General features: G+C 62.7%; 13 protein-coding genes and 1 pseudogene. 13 read left to right on the forward strand and 1 reads right to left on the reverse strand.

Annotated elements, in window-relative coordinates:
- Positions 1-110 precede the first annotated feature (110 nt).
- From FHS09_RS02280 to FHS09_RS02315, 8 genes and pseudogenes are all read left to right on the forward strand, one after another.
- The gene (locus FHS09_RS02280; protein ID WP_183456299.1) at positions 111-1,574 is read left to right on the forward strand and encodes a NarK family nitrate/nitrite MFS transporter; all 1,464 of its coding nucleotides are present in this window, start codon (positions 111-113) and stop codon (positions 1,572-1,574) included.
- Positions 1,564-3,288 (forward strand): bifunctional protein-serine/threonine kinase/phosphatase, encoded by a 1,725-nt coding sequence (locus FHS09_RS02285; RefSeq protein WP_183456301.1) that lies wholly within the window; start codon positions 1,564-1,566, stop codon positions 3,286-3,288. Before FHS09_RS02280 ends, FHS09_RS02285 begins: the two co-directional genes overlap by 11 nt.
- A gap of 344 nt (positions 3,289-3,632) precedes the next feature.
- Positions 3,633-6,161, forward strand: a complete 2,529-nt coding sequence (nirB, locus tag FHS09_RS02290) for a nitrite reductase large subunit NirB (protein WP_183456303.1) — start codon at positions 3,633-3,635, stop codon at positions 6,159-6,161.
- Between the two features lie 261 nt (positions 6,162-6,422).
- Entirely contained in the window at positions 6,423-6,797 is a 375-nt protein-coding gene (nirD, locus tag FHS09_RS02295) for a nitrite reductase small subunit NirD (RefSeq protein ID WP_183456305.1), read from the forward strand.
- A gap of 2 nt (positions 6,798-6,799) precedes the next feature.
- A complete protein-coding gene (locus FHS09_RS02300) occupies positions 6,800-9,472 on the forward strand; it encodes a nitrate reductase (RefSeq protein ID WP_183456307.1) in 2,673 nt (890 codons plus the stop codon).
- 206 nt (positions 9,473-9,678) lie between these two features.
- The gene (gene moeA, locus FHS09_RS02305) at positions 9,679-10,938 is read left to right on the forward strand and encodes a molybdopterin molybdotransferase MoeA (protein ID WP_183456309.1); all 1,260 of its coding nucleotides are present in this window, start codon (positions 9,679-9,681) and stop codon (positions 10,936-10,938) included.
- 6 nt (positions 10,939-10,944) lie between these two features.
- On the forward strand, positions 10,945-11,352 hold the full coding sequence (locus tag FHS09_RS02310) for a VOC family protein (RefSeq protein WP_183456311.1): 408 nt from the start codon (positions 10,945-10,947) through the stop codon (positions 11,350-11,352).
- 113 nt (positions 11,353-11,465) lie between these two features.
- A pseudogene (locus tag FHS09_RS02315) lies at positions 11,466-12,190 on the forward strand (dienelactone hydrolase family protein).
- A gap of 118 nt (positions 12,191-12,308) precedes the next feature.
- Here the strand turns inward: FHS09_RS02315 and soxR are convergent.
- Positions 12,309-12,791, reverse strand: a complete 483-nt coding sequence (soxR, locus tag FHS09_RS02320) for a redox-sensitive transcriptional activator SoxR (protein ID WP_281383049.1) — start codon at positions 12,789-12,791, stop codon at positions 12,309-12,311.
- Between the two features lie 107 nt (positions 12,792-12,898).
- On the opposite strand from soxR, the gene FHS09_RS02325 reads away from it, so the two are divergent.
- The 5 genes from FHS09_RS02325 (at position 12,899) to FHS09_RS02345 (ending at position 16,905) form a co-directional block, all read left to right on the forward strand.
- Positions 12,899-13,438 (forward strand): NADPH-dependent FMN reductase, encoded by a 540-nt coding sequence (locus tag FHS09_RS02325; RefSeq protein ID WP_183456313.1) that lies wholly within the window; start codon positions 12,899-12,901, stop codon positions 13,436-13,438.
- Positions 13,435-14,655, forward strand: coding sequence for an MFS transporter (locus FHS09_RS02330; protein ID WP_183456315.1), 1,221 nt, complete (start codon positions 13,435-13,437; stop codon positions 14,653-14,655). The genes FHS09_RS02325 and FHS09_RS02330 overlap by 4 nt, the downstream gene beginning before the upstream one ends.
- Before the next feature lie 26 nt (positions 14,656-14,681).
- Positions 14,682-15,017 carry an antibiotic biosynthesis monooxygenase family protein gene (locus FHS09_RS02335; RefSeq protein ID WP_183456317.1) on the forward strand — a complete coding sequence of 112 codons (336 nt, stop codon included), beginning with the start codon at positions 14,682-14,684 and terminating at the stop codon, positions 15,015-15,017.
- A gap of 164 nt (positions 15,018-15,181) precedes the next feature.
- The gene (locus FHS09_RS02340; RefSeq protein WP_183456319.1) at positions 15,182-16,147 is read left to right on the forward strand and encodes an ATP-binding cassette domain-containing protein; all 966 of its coding nucleotides are present in this window, start codon (positions 15,182-15,184) and stop codon (positions 16,145-16,147) included.
- Positions 16,144-16,905, forward strand: a complete 762-nt coding sequence (locus FHS09_RS02345) for an ABC transporter permease (protein ID WP_183456321.1) — start codon at positions 16,144-16,146, stop codon at positions 16,903-16,905. The genes FHS09_RS02340 and FHS09_RS02345 overlap by 4 nt, the downstream gene beginning before the upstream one ends.
- Positions 16,906-17,072 lie beyond the last annotated feature (167 nt).

A 17,072-nucleotide genomic window follows, 5' to 3' on the forward strand; every position in this document is an offset into this window, starting at 1 on the left:
TGTGGCAAAAAATCAATGAACGGACAACGAAGTCCACCGGCAGCGGCCCCAGGCCGAACCCCGTGGGCTTTTTTTATGCCCGCGGCAAAATCGAATAAAAGGAAACCACCATGTCCAGCGATACCCTGAACCTGTTTTCCTTCCGCGGGAAAACCAAAATCCTCCACCTCACGTGGGTGGCCTTCTTTATCTCATTCTTCGCCTGGTTCAGCCATGCACCACTGCTGATGGCCATTGCCGACAGCCTGTCGCTCACCCCGGACCAGGTGAAAACCCTGCTGATCCTCAATGTGGCGCTGACCATCCCTGCGCGCATCGTGATCGGCATGCTCACCGACAAATACGGCCCGCGCCTCACCTATTCGCTGCTGCTGGCGGTGGGCAGCGTGCCCTGTTTTATCTTCGCGCTGGCGGACAGCTTCGTGCAGGCCGCCGTGGGCCGCTTCCTGCTGGGCTTTATCGGCGCGGGCTTTGTGGTCGGTATCCGCATGGTGTCCGAGTGGTTTCCGGCGCGCCAACTGGGCACCGCCGAGGGCATCTACGGCGGCTGGGGCAATTTCGGCTCCGCCGCCGCGGCCATGACCCTGCCCACCGTCGCGCTGATTTTCGGCGGGGACGACGGCTGGCGCTACGCCATCGGCCTCACCGGTTTGATGGCGCTGGTGTACAGTTTTATCTACTACGCCACGGTCACAGACACCCCCAAGGGTTCCACTTATTTCAAGCCGAAGAAAATCGGTGCCATGGAAGTGACCAGCACGGGGGATTTCGTACTGCTGCTGGTGATGAAAGTGCCCATGTACGCGGCGCTGGCGCTGCTCACCTGGAAGCTCTCCACGGGGGTCAACATGATATCCAGCTTCTGGGCCACTCTGATTTATTGCGGCCTGGGACTTCTCTACCTGCTCGACGCCAGGAAAACCTGGAGCATCAACCGCGAGGTATTCACCAACCCGCCGGCGCCCATCCACCGCTACAAATTCAAACAGGTGGCGGTGCTCAACCTGCTCTATTTCGCCACCTTTGGCTCCGAGCTGGCGGTGGTCTCCATGCTGCCCCTGTTCTTTTCCGAAACCTTCGAGCTGGACCCGGTCAAGGCCGGCCTGCTGGCCTCCGGTTACGCCTTCATGAACCTGGTGTCGCGCCCCGCCGGGGGGCTGTTCAGCGACCGCTATGGACGCAAGTCCACCCTGCTGATCCTGGTTATCGGCCTGGCGCTGGGCTACTTCGCCATGAGCCAGATCAATGCGCAGTGGCCCCTGTACCTGGCGGTATGCGCGGCGATGGCCTGCTCCTTCTTTGTGCAGGCGGGCGAAGGCGCGGTGTTTGCGGTGGTGCCGCTGATCAAGCGCCGCCTCACCGGCCAGATCGCCGGTATGACCGGCGCCTACGGCAATGTCGGTGCGGTCTTCTACCTCACCGTGCTCAGCCTGGTTTCCTACCAGGTCTTCTTCCTGGTGATCGCCGCCACCGCGGTGCTGGGCTTCGCCGCCACCCTTCTGATGGAAGAACCCGAGGGGCACATGGCCGAAGTACTGCCGGACGGCAGCGTGTCGCTGATCGATGTCGCTTAAGCTGGAAGCACCGAGCCGTACCACCGTCGAGGCCCTGGAATTCTCCAGTGCCTCTCTCGCCGGCCGCCGCGAGCACAACGACGATGCCTGCGCGACCTGCGTGCCCGGCGGTGTCGAACTGCGCTACCGCGGCGCCCTGGCCGCGGTGGCCGACGGCGTCGCCTCCGCGGAAGCCGGTGGCGCGGCGGCCCGGGCGGCGGTCAGCGGCTTCCTGTCCGACTACTACAGCACCCCCGAGACCTGGACCATAAAACAGGCCGCGGCGCGGGTGTTGCAATCCCTGAACGGCTGGCTCCACCGCCAGGGAGGCGGCGGGGAGATAGCCCAGGGCTGGCTCACCACTTTCTCCGCGGTCATCTTCAAGGGCGCCAGTGCCCACCTGATCCATATCGGCGATTCCCGCATCCATCGGCTGCGCGACGGCAGGCTGGAATGCCTCACCCGCGACCACAGCCGCGCCCTCGGCCCCGGCCGGACCTTTTTGAGCCGCGCCCTGGGAATGGACGCCCATGTGGAAGTGGACTACCGCCGCGAACCCTTGCACCCCGGGGATATCTACCTGCTGACCAGCGACGGCGTGCACGAACACCTGCCCCCGGCGACGATGGCGGAAATCCTGCAGCGCGGGGATGACGATCCGGCCCGGGCACTGGTGGACGCCGCTCTGGCCGCGGGTTCCGGCGACAACCTGAGCGCGGCCGTGTGCCGGGTTGAGCGGGTGGCCCAGCCGGAGGGAGATGACCTGCTGGCCCACAACCGCCAGCTTCCCTTTCCCCCGGACCTGAGCCCGGGCAACAAACTGGACGGCTACCTGATCCTGCAGGAGCTGCAGGCGAGCCCCCGGAGCCAGCTGTACCTGGCGCGGGACACGGAAACCGGCTCTCTCTGCGCGATAAAAACCCCGTCGGTCAACTTTGCCGACGACCCGGCCTATATCGAGAGCTTTATCGCCGAGGAGTGGACCGGCCGCCGCCTGGACCACCCCGGCATCATCAGGATTCATCCACCCAAACCCGAGCGGCAGTTTCTCTACCATGTAATGGAGGCGATCGACGGCCAGAACCTGCGCCAGTGGATGCAGCTGAACCCCCGGCCGGAGTTGGAGCAGGTGCGCGACTTTATCGGCCAATTGGTCAGCGCCCTGCGCCGGCTGCAGCGGATGGAGATTATTCACGGAGACCTGAAGCCGGAAAACATCATGCTGACCAGGGACGGCCGCCTGAAACTGATCGACCTGGGCGGCGCAAGCGCCGCGGGCCTGGCGGAACACCTGCGCTTTCGCGACGGCACGCCACCGGGCAGCAAGAACTACGCCGCCCCGGAATACTTCTTCGGCGACAGTCCCAGCCACCGCTCGGACATCTTTTCCCTGGGCGTGATCACCTACGAACTGCTCACCGGTCACTATCCCTACCGGGAGCGTTTCGGCAGCCGCCATTACCAGTTGAAAAGCTACGCCGGGATGCAGTACACCAGTGCCCGGCAGCACCGCGCCGATATCCCCGAGTGGATAGACGGCGCCCTGCAGAAGGCCTGCGCTCCGGACCCGCGCTACCGCTATCCGGCGCTGTCGGAATTCGTGCACGACCTGCACACCCCCAACGCAGAATTTGCCGCGGGAGAAGACCGCCCTCTGATGGAGCGCAATCCGCTGCTGTTCTGGCAGCTTGTCGCGCTGTTGCTGCTGCTCTCGCACCTGCTGCACTTGCTTTGAATCCCCGGAACCGCGGAACTCCAGCTCGGCTTGCGGGCCGCAGGCCCGCCTGCAAGTCCGATCGCGACCAACGGCCGCTCCTACGAGCTACAGGCACCATTCGGGGGCAAACAGTTTTAATGCGCACCAATTTATTGCAAGGCGACCCGACATATCGCCTCGGCGTCCCGCAAAACCCCGCAAAACCCCGGTTGGCACAAACCTTGAATGTCTACAGGTACCAACACAAAAATTCATTCCCCTAACGAGGCAACGGCGCCTGGACTCTTCGGCAGAAGAGGAAGCGTCTGTGCCACGCCACCGCGCCTTCCCTGCCGAAAATTCAGAACAAGATGGCAGGACTTATGGTTAAGCAAAAACTGATCGTGATCGGCAACGGCATGGTGGGCCACCACTTTCTCGAGCAACTGGCCGGGCGGCCGGAAAAGGCTCTCTTCGACGTCACCGTCTTCTGTGCCGAACCCAGGCCCGCCTACGATCGGGTGCACCTCTCGGAGTATTTCGCCGGCCGCTCCGCCGACGACCTGGCGCTGGGCAAGGTTGAACAGTACCGGGAGTGGGGCTTCGAGCTGCTGCTGAACGACACCGCCGTGTCCATCGACCGGGAAAACAAGACCGTGACTTCCGCCAGCGGCGTCAGCAAGTCTTACGACCGCTTGCTCCTGGCTACCGGTTCCTACCCCTTCGTGCCGCCGATTCCCGGACACGAACACGAAAAATGCTTCGTCTACCGCACCCTGGAAGACCTGGACGCAATCCGCAATGCCTCCCAGGGCGCCAGCATCGGCGTGGTGGTCGGCGGCGGCCTGCTCGGCCTGGAAGCGGCCAACGCGCTGAAGGAACTGGGGCTGGAAGCCCACGTGGTGGAATTCGCCCCGGGGCTCATGTCGGTACAGCTGGACGAGGGCGGTTCGGAACTGCTGAAAAACAAGATCGAGGACCTGGGCGTAACCGTGCACACCAGCACCGCCACCGAACTGATCGAGGAGGTGGATGGCCGCCTGCGAATGCAGTTCAAGGGCGAGCGCGAACTCATCACCGACCTGATCGTCTTCTCCGCCGGTATCCGCCCCGAGGACAAGCTGGCCAAGTCCGCCGGCCTGCAACTGGGCGAGCGCGGCGGCATCGCTATCGACGAGTCCTGCCGCACTTCCGACGAAAATATCTTCGCCATCGGCGAGTGCGCCCTGTACAACAATTTCATCTACGGCCTGGTGGCCCCCGGCTACACCATGGCCCGCACCGCGCTGGCGCAACTGTGCGGCGAGACCAGTGAAGTCTTCACCGGTGCCGACATGAGCACCAAGCTGAAACTGCTCGGCGTGCAGGTGGGCTCCATCGGCGACGCCCACGGCCGCGCCGAGGGTGCCGCGGCAATCACTTTTGTGGACGAGCAGAGCGGCATCTACAAGCGCATGATCACCGATGGTGAGGGCAAAAAACTGCTCGGCGCGGTACTGGTGGGCGACACCGGCGACTACGACCAGCTGCTGCAGTACCACCTCAACGATATAGAGCTGCCGGAGCACCCGGAGCAGCTGATACTGCCGGCCGCCGACGGTGCCGCCCCCGCTCTCGGCGCCGGCGCCCTCCCCGCCACCGCCACAATCTGCTCCTGTCACAATGTGAGCAAAGGCCAGATCGTCGACGCGGTACAGGGGGGTTGCTGCTCCCTGGCCGAAGTCAAGGATTCCACCAAAGCCTCCACCGGCTGTGGCGGCTGCGCCGCGCTGCTGAAAAACGTGGTGGACGAGGAGTTGGCGGCCCTGGGCGTGGAAGTGAACAACAATATCTGCCCTCACTTCGCCTTTACCCGGCAGGAGCTGTTCCACATCGTACAGGTGGAGCAAATCAAAACTTTTCCCGAACTGCTGGAAAAGCATGGCAGCGGCCGCGGCTGCGAACTCTGCAAGCCGGCGGCGGCATCGATCTTCGCCTCCCTGTGGAACGAGCATATCCACAAGAAGCCGCACGTTGGCCTGCAGGACACCAACGACACCTTTATGGCCAACATGCAGAAAAACGGCACCTACTCCGTGGTACCGCGGGTGGCCGGCGGCGAGATCACCCCGGACAAGCTGATCGTGCTGGGCCAGGTGGCGAAGAAATACAACCTCTACACCAAAATCACCGGCGGCCAGCGCATCGACCTGTTCGGCGCGCGGCTGGAACAGCTTCCGGAAATCTGGCGCGAACTGATCGACGCCGGTTTCGAGACCGGCCACGCCTACGGCAAATCCCTGCGCACGGTGAAGTCCTGTGTGGGCAGCACCTGGTGCCGCTTCGGCGTGCAGGACAGTGTGGGCATGGCACTGGAAGTGGAGAACCGCTACAAGGGCCTGCGCTCGCCGCACAAGATCAAGATGGCGGTGTCCGGCTGCACCCGCGAGTGCGCCGAGGCGCAGAGCAAGGACGTGGGGGTTATCGCCACCGAGAACGGCTGGAACCTGTTCGTGTGCGGCAACGGCGGCATGCGCCCGCGCCACGCGGATCTCTTCGCCACCGACCTGGACGACGAGACCCTGATCAAATACATCGACCGCATCCTGATGTTCTATGTGCGCACCGCCGACAAGCTGCAGCGCACCTCGGTGTGGCTGGAAAACCTGGAGGGCGGCCTCGATTACCTGCGCGAGGTGATCATCGATGACAAGCTGGGAATCTGCGAGGAGCTGGAGGCGCAGATGGCCAATATCGTCGGCACCTACCAGTGCGAGTGGAAGACCGCCATCGAGGATCCGGAAATGCTCAAGCGCTTCCGCCAGTTCGTGAACACTGACCAGGCGGACGAGAAAATCGTCTTCGTGGAGGAACGCGGCCAGCCTCGCCCGGCGCGGGAAGAGGAAATCGTAAAAGTTGCCGAGCCGGCCTAATGGTGCACTGAAGGGGTGGAAGGGCGGCCCCGCTGCCGGGAACCGGTTGCGGGACACACCGTGAATCCATCCCTGGAGGCTTGTCGGTCGGGTCCCTCCGGCCGACAGTCCCGCAACCGGTTCCCGGCATCGAGGCCTTCGCATCCAACACCGTCATTCCGGCGAAGGCCGGAATCCAGGACTGCGGAGTGCCATGCCGGATACGACTTCCGCCGGTAGAACAAATAAATATTTCTGCTGCTTATTTTTCAGGAGCAAACCATGACCCAAGTTGCCATAACCCACCCCCAGTGGCAGCCGATCTGCAAGCGATCAGATCTGGTTGCCGATTCCGGTGTGTGTGCCCTTGTGGGCGATCCCTCTCTGGGTAACAACAGAAGCATCGCCCTTTTTTTTCTTCCCGACTGCGAGCCCGAGCTGTACGCCCTGGACAACTGGGACCCCTTCTCCAAAGCCGGCGTTATCGCCCGCGGTCTCGTTGCGGAAGTGGACGGCCAGCTCACGGTTGCCTCGCCGCTGTACAAGCAGCATTTTCGCCTGAGCGATGGCGTCTGCCTCGAAGACGAGAGCGTAAAGCTGAACAGCTACCAAGTCGCCTTTGACGGCGACACCGTGTGCATCGCCGTCGATCTCTGAACATGGCGTTACTCGAGCACTTTCGCGCACAAAAGACCTGCACCACCTGCCCCTACTGTGGTGTGGGCTGCGGTGTAACAGCCACCGTGAAAAACCGCGGCGATGAGCAGGCGGCATCGGTCGCCGGCGACGAGCAGCATCCGGCCAATGCCGGCCGCCTGTGCGTCAAGGGTTCCGCCCTGGCGGAAACCCTGGGTGAACACGGCCGCCTGCTGCGCCCGCGCCTGCGCGGCAGGGAATGCGACTGGGACAGCGCCATGGATTTCATGGCGAGGCAGTTCAAACGCACCATCGCCGAACACGGCCCCGACTCAGTGGCCTTTTACCTGTCCGGCCAGTTGCTTACCGAGGACTACTACGTCGCCAACAAGCTGATGAAAGGTTTTATCGGCAGCGGCAATGTGGATACCAACTCGCGCCTGTGCATGTCCTCGGCGGTGGCCGCCTACAAGCGCGCGCTCGGCGCGGACGCGGTGCCCTGCTGTTACGAGGATCTGGAAGAGGCGGAACTGGTGGTGCTGGTGGGCTCCAACGCCGCCTGGACCCACCCGATACTCTTCCAGCGCATGCAGGCGGCAAATGCCAAGCTGGTGGTAATCGACCCCCGCGCCAGCGCCACCAGCGAGATGGCGGACCTGCACCTGGCGATCACCCCCGGCAGCGACGGGGCGCTGTTCAACGGCCTGCTCCGCTTCCTGTCGGAAGTAAATTCTCTTGACAGAGAATTTATAAAGAACCACACGGAAAACTTCTCACAGACTCTGGACACCGCAGGGGAATGGACGCCGGAGAAAACCGCCGAATACTGCGGCTTGCCCCTCGACCAGCTGATGGAATTTTTTACGCTTTTTTCGCACAGCGAAAAAACGATCAGCTTCTATTCCCAGGGCATCAACCAGTCCAGCAGCGGCACCGACAAGAACAACGCGATCATCAACTGCCACCTGGCCACCGGGCGCATCGGAAAGCCCGGCGCCGGCCCCTTTTCCATCACCGGCCAGCCCAATGCCATGGGCGGGCGCGAGGTGGGCGGACTGGCCAATATGCTCGCTGCGCATATGGATTTCACCCCGGAAAATATCGACCGCGTGGGGCGCTTCTGGCGCTCGGGCTCCATGGCGAACAAGCCGGGGCTGAAAGCGGTGGATCTCTTCCGGGCTATCGAAAACGGGGAGATCAAGGCCGTCTGGATCATGGCCACCAACCCGGCGGTGAGCATGCCGGATGCCGGACGCGTGGCCCGCGCGCTGGAAAAATGCCCGCTGGTGGTGGTCTCCGACTGCGTGGCGGACACCGACACCGCCCGCTGTGCCGACCTGCTGCTGCCCGCCACCACCTGGGGGGAGAAAAACGGCACCGTAACCAATTCCGAGCGGCGCATTTCCCGCCAGAGGTCCTTCCTGACGCCGCCCGGCGAGGCCCGGCACGACTGGCAGATAATCTGCGACCTGGCCACGCAGATGGGCTTCGGCGAAGCCTTCGCCTACACCCATCCGGTGGATATTTTCCGCGAGCACGCCGCCCTCTCCGGTTTTGAGAACCAAACCGGAAAACCGGGCAGCCGGGCATTCGATATTTCCGCGTTGGAGAACCTCAGCCGGCGCGAATACGACCAGCTGCAGCCGGTACAGTGGCCGGTCAACAGCGCCAATCCGGAAGGAACCCAGCGGCTGTTCGCGGACGGGCGCTTCTATACCGCAAGCGGCCGCGCGCAATTTGTGCCGGTACAGCCGCGCAGCCCCGAGCAGAAACGCAGCGCCGAATACCCGCTGTGGCTCAACAGCGGCCGCCTGCGCGACCAGTGGCACACCATGACCCGTACCGGCCGCGCGCGAAAATTGCTGGACCACAGCGAACTGCCGGAAATACAGATCAACCCGCGGGATGCCAAACACTGGCATGTCGACGACGGACAGCTGGTAGAAGTGCGCAGCCCCCGGGGCACCCTCTGCGGCCGCGCGGCGCTCACCGGGGCGCAAAAGGCCGGGGAGCTGTTCGCCCCCATTCACTGGAGCGAAACCCTGGCATACCGGGCGCGGGTCAGCGCGCTGGCGGAACCGGTCACCGACCCCTACTCGGGCCAGCCGGAGTTCAAGCAGCTGTCGGTGCAGCTGAAGCCGTTGCCCGTGCACAGCTACGCCAGCCTGCTGTGCCGCCGGGAAAGCGCCGAACGCATTCAGCAGTGGCTGTCGGAAGCGGACCTGGTGCACTGGTACCGGGTCCCCTGCAATGACGGCTACCGCTACGAGCTGGCGCTGCGCGAAACCCCGGACTGGCGCGCACTGGGCGAACAACTGCTCGGGCGCAACGACCTGCACTGGCAGCAACTGCGACTGCTCCAGGGGGAGCGCTGGCTGGCCTACGGCCGACAGGTGGACCTACTGGTCTTTACCGGTGGAGACTGGCGCACCCTGCCGGACCGCCAGGTGCTGGAAAGCAGCCTGGAACAGCCGCTGCCCGAGGCACCGGCACAACTGCTGCAGAATATTCCCCCCGGCGCGCAGATGGTGTGCAGCTGTATGCAGGTTTCCCGGCAGCAGATACAGGAAGCCATCGAACGCGGCGTCGACTCGGTGGAATCCCTGGGCGAGGAACTCGGCTGCGGCACCAACTGCGGTTCCTGCAAACCGGAAATCGCCGGACTGTTGCGCAAGCTGGCGGAGCAGGCCGCCTGATTCGCAGAAGCTGTTTCAAATCAACTACTCGTTGAATCGTCATACCGACGCAAACCGGTATCCAGTGTGCTGACACCTGGGTTCCGGCCTGCGCCGGAACGACGAAAGTATATTCGCCTCTGCGTCAGCCCCCACCCCCTGCGCTATTGCATTTCCCCCCAACCGCGCTAAGGTCCCCCCCATCCGCAACAAAAAGATAAAACACCATGACCACCGATATCTGCCATCAGAGCGGCCTGATTTCCGTTGAGCTGGCCCGCGAGCAGTTGCTGGAGGCCATTGCCCCCCTGAGCGAAACCGAAACCCTTCCCCTGGAACAGGCCTGCGGCCGCGTGCTGGCGAAACCGGCACAGGCACAACTGGACCTGCCCCCCTGCGACAACTCGGCGATGGACGGCTACGCGCTTTGCGGCGAGAGCGACACTTCCCTGCAACTGGTTGGAAAAAGCCTCGCCGGCCATCCCTTTTCCGGCGCGATCGGGGCCGGCGAGTGCGTGCGCATCACCACCGGTGCGCCGCTGCCCGCGGGCGCCGACCGGGTGGTGATGCAGGAACAGGCGGAACTGCAGGGAGACAGCCTCACCCTGCACAGGGCCCCGAAAACCGGGGAGCATATCCGCCGCCGCGGCGAGGACGTGCGCAGCGGGGAAACCCTGCTGGACACCGGCACCGCTCTCAAGGTACCGGATATCGCCCTGCTCGCCGCCGCCGGCGTGGCGCAGGTCACGGTTGTGCGCCGGGTGCGCGCCGCGCTGCTCTCCATCGGCGACGAGCTGCGCTCCCTGAATACCCCCGCCGCGGAACTGGGCGAGGGAAATATCTACGACAGCAACCGCATCGCGATAAAAGCGGCGCTCGCGCAATTGAACCTGGACATCGTCGATCTCGGCTGCCTGCCGGACGAGCCGCGGGCGATCCGCGACGGATTTCTCGCCGCACGGGAGAGCGCTGACATTATCGTCACCAGCGGCGGCGTCTCTGTGGGCGAAGCGGATTTTACCCGCACAGTGCTGGAGGAACTGGGGCAACTGGAGCTGTGGCGCCTGGCGATCAAGCCAGGCAAGCCCTTCGCTTTCGGTCACCTGCCCCGGGAGAACGGCCGGGCACTGTTTTTCGGCCTGCCCGGCAATCCCGTTTCCGCCCTGGTCACCCTATACCAGCTGGTGCTGCCGGCGCTGGAGAAACTAAAAGGCGTGAGCGATGAAAATCGCCAGCCGCCGATCCAGTGCCGCGCGCGGCTGCTCAACCCCATCGCCAAGAAACCCGGGCGTCTGGACTACCAGCGCGGCTGCACCTGGCGCGACTGCGACGGCCAGCAAGTGGTGCAGAGCACCGGTGTACAAGGCAGCCATATCCTCTCCGGCTTCTCCCGCGCCAACTGTTTTATCGTGCTGCCGCGGGAAGGTGGCAACTGCGATACCGGGGACTGGGTCACCATCGAGCCTTTCAGGGCACCACTGGTGTAGGACACTATGTTAAAGATTCAACATATCGACCATATCGTACTGCGCGTCGTCGATTTGCAGGCGATGATGGATTTTTACCAACTGCTCGGCTGTACCGTGGAGCGTACGCAAAAGGAAATCGGCCTCTACCAACTGCGCGCCGGCAGCAGCCTGATCGACCTGGTGCCGGTGAACCAGAAACTGGGTCGCGCCGGCGGTGCGGCACCGGGCAAAGAGGGGCGCAATATGGATCACGTGTGCCTGCGCATAGACCCCTTCGACGGGGAGCAGATACTTCGGTACCTGCGCGACAACGACATCGAACCCGGGCAGGTGGAATCCCGCTACGGGGCCGAGGGCGAAGGGCCGTCGATCTATGTCAGCGATCCGGAAAACAATGTAGTGGAACTCAAGGGGCCACCCTGGGAAAACTGAAACCTGCACCGGTGCGAGGCCGCCATGGGTGGCGGTCATGCAGACAGCGCATGGAGCAGTTGTCTGCCACGACGCACCCTACGGCACCGTAAACTCAGACAAGGAGGAAAAAAATGCACAGTGAAACACTCGAATACACGGTGGACGGCGAATCGTTTACCGGGTACCTGGCCTACGATGACAGCATCGACGGCGAGCGTCCGGGCATTCTGGTAATTCACGAGTGGTGGGGCCACAACGATTTCGTCCGCGAGCAGGCCGACCGGCTGGCCGCCCTGGGCTATACCGCCTTTGCGCTGGATATGTTCGGTTCCGGCAAGCAGGCGGACAACCCCACCGATGCCGCGGCGCTGATGAATGGCGTTCTCGAGACTCCCGGGGCCGTCAAACAGCGTTTCCACACCGCTATGGACCTGCTGCAGAAACACGAAATCGTCGACGGAGCGCGCATCGCCGCCCAGGGTTACTGCTTCGGCGGCGCCGTGGCACTGAACATGGCGCGGCTGGGATTGGAGCTGAAAGGCGTGGTGAGCTTCCACGGCACGCTGGACAGCGATATCAAGGTAGAGCCCGGCACCGTCAAGGCGGAGATCCAGGTCTATGTCGGCGGCGCCGACGACATGATTCCAGCGGACCAGGTGGCGGCCTTTGTCAAAGAGATGCAAACCGCCGAGTGAAATTCCAGCTGACCAGCTATCCCGGCGTCAAACACGGCTTTACCAACCCCGCCGCCACCGGCCGCGGTGAAAAGTTCGGTATTCCCCTGGCCTACAGTGAAACCGCGGCGAGGGATGCCTGGGATGGCGCGGTGAATTTTTATCGCAAGTTGTTTGGCTGAATGTTTCCTGTAGGGGACGAATCTTGTGTTCGCCCCTTGGCGGGCCTGTGGCCCGCTTGCCGAGCTGGAGCTCCGCGGTCCCGGGTGTTCGCCTGCAAGCAAATCCTACGGGAAGCCACTAATCACTGACAAGATACTGCGGCCCACTGCCTCTCCCCCCCGCCACGTCTTCCGGGTTGCGCAACGGGCAGCTGTCCATGGACAGGCAACCGCAGCCGATACAACCTTCCAACCGATCCCGCAATAAAGTCAGCTGTTCGATACGCCCATCCAGATCCTCACGCCAGCGCGCGGAGAGCTTTGCCCAATCCCGGGCGTTGGGTGTGCGCCCGTTCGGCAGCGTATCCAGCGCCTCGCGGATTTCCGCCAGGGGAATGCCTGTTCGCTGGGCCACTTTGATAATACCCACCCGGCGCAATACATCGCGGGCGTAGCGGCGCTGGTTGCCGGCGGTGCGCCAGCTTTTGATCAGTCCCTTGCTCTCGTAGAAATGCAGGGTGGAAACCGCCACGCCGCTGCGCTCGGCCACCTCGCCCACCGTGAGCTCACGGCGCAGTTTCGGGTCCTGGCAGGTGCTGCCACCACCTTTCTTCATAGTCATCTTTCTACCCATGCCATAGCGAAAATTTATCGTCACAGCGATTGACCTAAAGTTAACTTGAGCTTTTACACTGCGCGGCGTTCGATTGCAACCTCTGGGAGAAAACCATGCACACCAGGATTCACCTCGCCGTGATTTACGGCAGCACCCGCGAGGGCCGCCTCTGTGACGCCATCGTCAATTGGCTGGCCGCCCAACTGGAACAGGGTGGCGACTACACTCTCGACCTGATCGATCCCGCCGCCGGCACCGCCGATCTGCGCGGACGCCTCGACAGGGCCGACGCGTTCATAGTCGCAACTCCCGAGTACAACCACGGCTATCCGGCGCCGCTCAAAGCCCTCATCGATTCCGCCAATGCGGAGTGGCAGGCCAAACCGGTGGCCTTTGTCAGCTACGGTGGCATCTCCGGCGGATCGCGCGCGGTGGAGCAGCTGCGCCAGGTATTCGCCGAACTGCACGCAGTCACCCTGCGCGACTGCGTCAGCTTTATCAACGTCTGGGAGCAGTTCGATGATCGCGGCCAGCTGTGGGACGCCGCCCGCGCCGAGCGTTCCCTGGCGTGCATGCTGGCGCACCTGCGCTGGTGGGCAACTTCCCTGCGCGAAGCGCGCGATCATCGCCCCTACGCGGAGATCGCCGCGTGAAGCCTTACCCCGTACAAGCCGGATTTGAAACAGCCACTGCGACAGAGCGGAAAGATCTATCCCTGCGAAAGGCTACCCTCCTCTGCCTGGCCGCGCTGACAGTGATGGCCGGGGCTACTGTCGCGCCTTCGCTGCCGGCGCTGGAAAACCACTTCGCTGATAGCGCCAACAGCGAATTGTTGACTCGGCTGGTACTCACCTTGCCGGCCCTGTTTATCGCCCTCTTCGCGCCGCTTGCCGGCGTTGTCTCCGATCGTTTCGGACGGCGGCGGTTGCTGTTGTCATCGGTGTTGCTGTATGGACTGGCGGGCGTGTCCGGACTGCTGGCCGACAGCCTGCCTGGGATACTGGTGGGCCGCGCACTGCTGGGTATCGCGGTGGCCGGCACCATGACTTCCGTCACCGCACTGGTTGGCGATTATTTTTCCGGCGCTGAGCAGGGGAAATATATGGCGCAACAGGGTGCCTTTATCAGCTTCGGCGGTGTGGTGTTTCTCGTTCTCGGCGGCCTGCTGGCAGACCTGCACTGGCGCGCGCCTTTCGCGGTCTACGCCATAGCCCTGCTCCTGCTGCCCGCCGCGCTGTTTTTTCTCGGCGAACCGGTGCGCGATCGCGACACCGCCGAAAGTGCGGGCAATGCGGCGCAGGTGCCCTACTTTCCGCTGGCGGCGCTGTTTGCCGCGGCGCTGCTCAACAGTCTGGTGTTCTACCTGATTCCGACCCAACTGCCGTTTCTGCTGCGGGAAATCGGCACTGTGTTGCCCAGCCACGCGGGACAGGCCATCGCCGGCGGCAACCTGATGGGAGCTGTCTCCTCGCTGTTTTTCTATCGCCGCATTCGCGAGCGGCTGGGAGCCCCTGGACTATTCGCCTTCTGCTTCGCCTTTATGGCCGCCGGCATGCTGCTGATTTCCGCAGCGGATTCCTTCGCCGCGGTAATGGCCGCGACAGCGGTATACGGCGTCGGCATGGGCGCTCTGATGCCGCATCTGTTCGCCAGTGCCATACATCTGGCATCGGAGCGAATGCGCGGGCGCATCTCCGGCGGGCTCACCACCAGTATTTTTATCGGCCAGTTCCTGTCACCCCTGGCCAGCCAGCCCTGGATCGACCGTTTCGGCCTTGCCGCCGGCTTTTCGTTCGCCGGGATGTTGCTGCTGCTTCCCGCTAGCGCCGTGGCCGCCGCGACGCTGTGGCGGCTGTTGGAAAGAACCTAGTTTATTCACGCACCGAGGATCGAAAAATGACTGAGCCATCCGACAATTCCCGGATCTATCGCCTGGACAAATTCGTCGTACCCAACCCGGCCCGCGGGGAATTCCTCGCCCGGGTCCGGGAGACCCACCAGCTGTTAAAGGAGCTGCCGGGATTTATCCGCGATTTCCTTATGGAGCGCTCCCACACCGATGACAGTTTCATACTGGTGACATTGGTGGAGTGGCAGGATGAAGAATCCATCCGGAACGCCCGCGCGGCGGTGATGGATATGCACCGGAAAACGGAATTCGATACGCGCGAAATCCTGGCGCGCCTCGGAATCGAGGCCGATATCGGCAACTACAGAATTGCCGGTGACTGATCCGTCAACGGCTTGCCGCAAGAGACTCTCCAACAGTCTGGTAGCCGGGAGTTTTCGCGGCGCGGGGCTTAGTAAACTACACCGAATTTGAGGTAGCATGTCGAATTGCCCGGGGAATAGACGACCAGACGGTTGGGGCAACTTTATTTGAGGAAGGAAGCACAGTGGAACCGATTATTTCAGTCAAGGGGCTCGGCAAGACCTACGCCGGAGGTTTTACCGCTCTTAAAAATGTAGACCTGGATATCCAGCGCGGGGAGATCTTCGCCCTGCTGGGGCCGAATGGTGCCGGCAAGACCACCCTGATCAGTATTGTCTGCGGTATCGTCAATCCCACCAGCGGCAGCGTTATCGCAAACGGTTACGATATCCAGCGCGATTACCGCCTGGTGCGCAGCGAGATCGGCCTGGTGCCCCAGGAACTGGCCACCGATGCATTCGAAAGCGTTTGGGCCACAGTAAATTTCAGCCGCGGCCTGTTTGGCAAGGCCCCCAACCCCGCCTATATCGAGAAGCTGCTGCGCCAGCTTTCCCTGTGGGAGAAAAGGGACAGCAAGATCATGGCGCTGTCCGGCGGCATGAAGCGCCGGGTGATGATCGCCAAGGCGCTATCCCACGAGCCCAAAATCCTGTTCCTCGACGAGCCAACCGCCGGGGTGGACGTGGAGTTGCGCCAGGATATGTGGGAAATGGTACGCGAACTGCGGGAGTCGGGAGTGACCATTATTCTCACCACCCACTATATCGAGGAAGCCGAGGAGATGGCCGACCGGGTGGGCGTCATCAACCACGGTGAAGTGATACTGGTGGAGGACAAGCGCACCCTGATGCAGAAGATGGGGGAGAAGGAACTCAGCTTGCATCTGCCGGAACCGCTGGACAAGGTGCCGGAAATCCTGGCGGACCTGCCGCTGACCCTCAGTGCCGACGGCAGCCAACTGGTCTACCGCTTCGATATCAAGAGCAGCGATACCGGCATCACCGAGTTCCTGCGCCGGCTGAATGAGGCCAATATCGATTTCCGCGACCTGCACACCCGGGAGAGTTCACTGGAGGAGATTTTCGTCGGCCTGGTTCGGGGCAAACATGCAGAGAGTGAACAGCAGTTAACCAAGGAGGCTCAGGAATGAACTGGTATGGCATTCGCGCTATCTACAAGTTTGAAATGGCGCGCACCTGGCGCACCCTGATGCAGAGTATCGCCTCACCGGTGCTGTCCACCTCGCTCTACTTTATCGTGTTCGGCGCCGCTATCGGCTCGCGCATGGGGGATATAGACGGGGTCAGCTACGGGGCGTTTATCATCCCCGGGTTGATCATGCTGTCGCTACTCAGTGAGAGTATTTCCAACGCCTCCTTCGGGATTTTCTTTCCCAAGTTCTCCGGCACCATCTACGAGGTACTCTCGGCGCCGGTATCGGCGTTCGAAGTCGTCGCTGGCTATGTGGGAGCGGCGGCTACCAAGTCGATTATCCTCGGTCTGCTGATCCTGGTCACCGCGCGCTTCTTCGTCGACTACGAAATCGTGCACCCCTTCTGGATGCTGGGCTTTCTGGTGCTGACGGCACTCACCTTCAGCATGTTCGGTTTCATCATCGGAATCTGGGCGGACGACTTCCAGAAACTGCAGGTGATACCGCTGATGGTGGTCACTCCGCTCACCTTCCTCGGCGGCGCCTTCTACTCCATCAATATGCTGCCGGAGCTCTGGCAGAAGATCACCCTCTTCAACCCGGTGGTCTACCTGATCAGCGGCTTCCGCTGGGCCTTCTACGGGGTCTCCGATGTGAACGTGGGGATCAGCCTGGGGATGACGCTATTGTTTCTGCTGTTATGTATGACCGGGATCTGGTGGATTTTCCGTACCGGCTACCGGATCAAAACCTGATTTATCGGGACTCGGGACAAAATTGTCGGACCGAAGGCCGAGGTACGAGGATGTGCCGAGCTATCGCGCGAATCACTTTCAGAATTGTGCTGTAGGAGCGGGCCATGCCCGCGATCGAGGGGGCCGCAAACACCGATCGCGGGCATGGCGGAGGCCGCCCCGCCCCT

The organism is Microbulbifer rhizosphaerae (genome assembly GCF_014191725.1).
Classification (GTDB): domain Bacteria; phylum Pseudomonadota; class Gammaproteobacteria; order Pseudomonadales; family Cellvibrionaceae; genus Microbulbifer; species Microbulbifer rhizosphaerae.

What these genes read in the sequence shown, in the direction of transcription:
- FHS09_RS02310 (WP_183456311.1), top strand. Translation starts at nt 10,945, where the DNA reads ATGTTAAAGATTCAACATATCGACCATATCGTACTGCGCGTCGTCGAT.
- FHS09_RS02335 (WP_183456317.1), top strand. Translation starts at nt 14,682, where the DNA reads ATGACTGAGCCATCCGACAATTCCCGGATCTATCGCCTGGACAAATTC.
- nirB (WP_183456303.1), top strand. Translation starts at nt 3,633, where the DNA reads ATGGTTAAGCAAAAACTGATCGTGATCGGCAACGGCATGGTGGGCCAC.
- FHS09_RS02325 (WP_183456313.1), top strand. Translation starts at nt 12,899, where the DNA reads ATGCACACCAGGATTCACCTCGCCGTGATTTACGGCAGCACCCGCGAG.
- FHS09_RS02345 (WP_183456321.1), top strand. Translation starts at nt 16,144, where the DNA reads ATGAACTGGTATGGCATTCGCGCTATCTACAAGTTTGAAATGGCGCGC.
- FHS09_RS02300 (WP_183456307.1), top strand. Translation starts at nt 6,800, where the DNA reads ATGGCGTTACTCGAGCACTTTCGCGCACAAAAGACCTGCACCACCTGC.
- FHS09_RS02285 (WP_183456301.1), top strand. Translation starts at nt 1,564, where the DNA reads ATGTCGCTTAAGCTGGAAGCACCGAGCCGTACCACCGTCGAGGCCCTG.
- nirD (WP_183456305.1), top strand. Translation starts at nt 6,423, where the DNA reads ATGACCCAAGTTGCCATAACCCACCCCCAGTGGCAGCCGATCTGCAAG.
- moeA (WP_183456309.1), top strand. Translation starts at nt 9,679, where the DNA reads ATGACCACCGATATCTGCCATCAGAGCGGCCTGATTTCCGTTGAGCTG.
- soxR (WP_281383049.1), bottom strand. Translation starts at nt 12,791, where the DNA reads ATGACTATGAAGAAAGGTGGTGGCAGCACCTGCCAGGACCCGAAACTG.
- FHS09_RS02280 (WP_183456299.1), top strand. Translation starts at nt 111, where the DNA reads ATGTCCAGCGATACCCTGAACCTGTTTTCCTTCCGCGGGAAAACCAAA.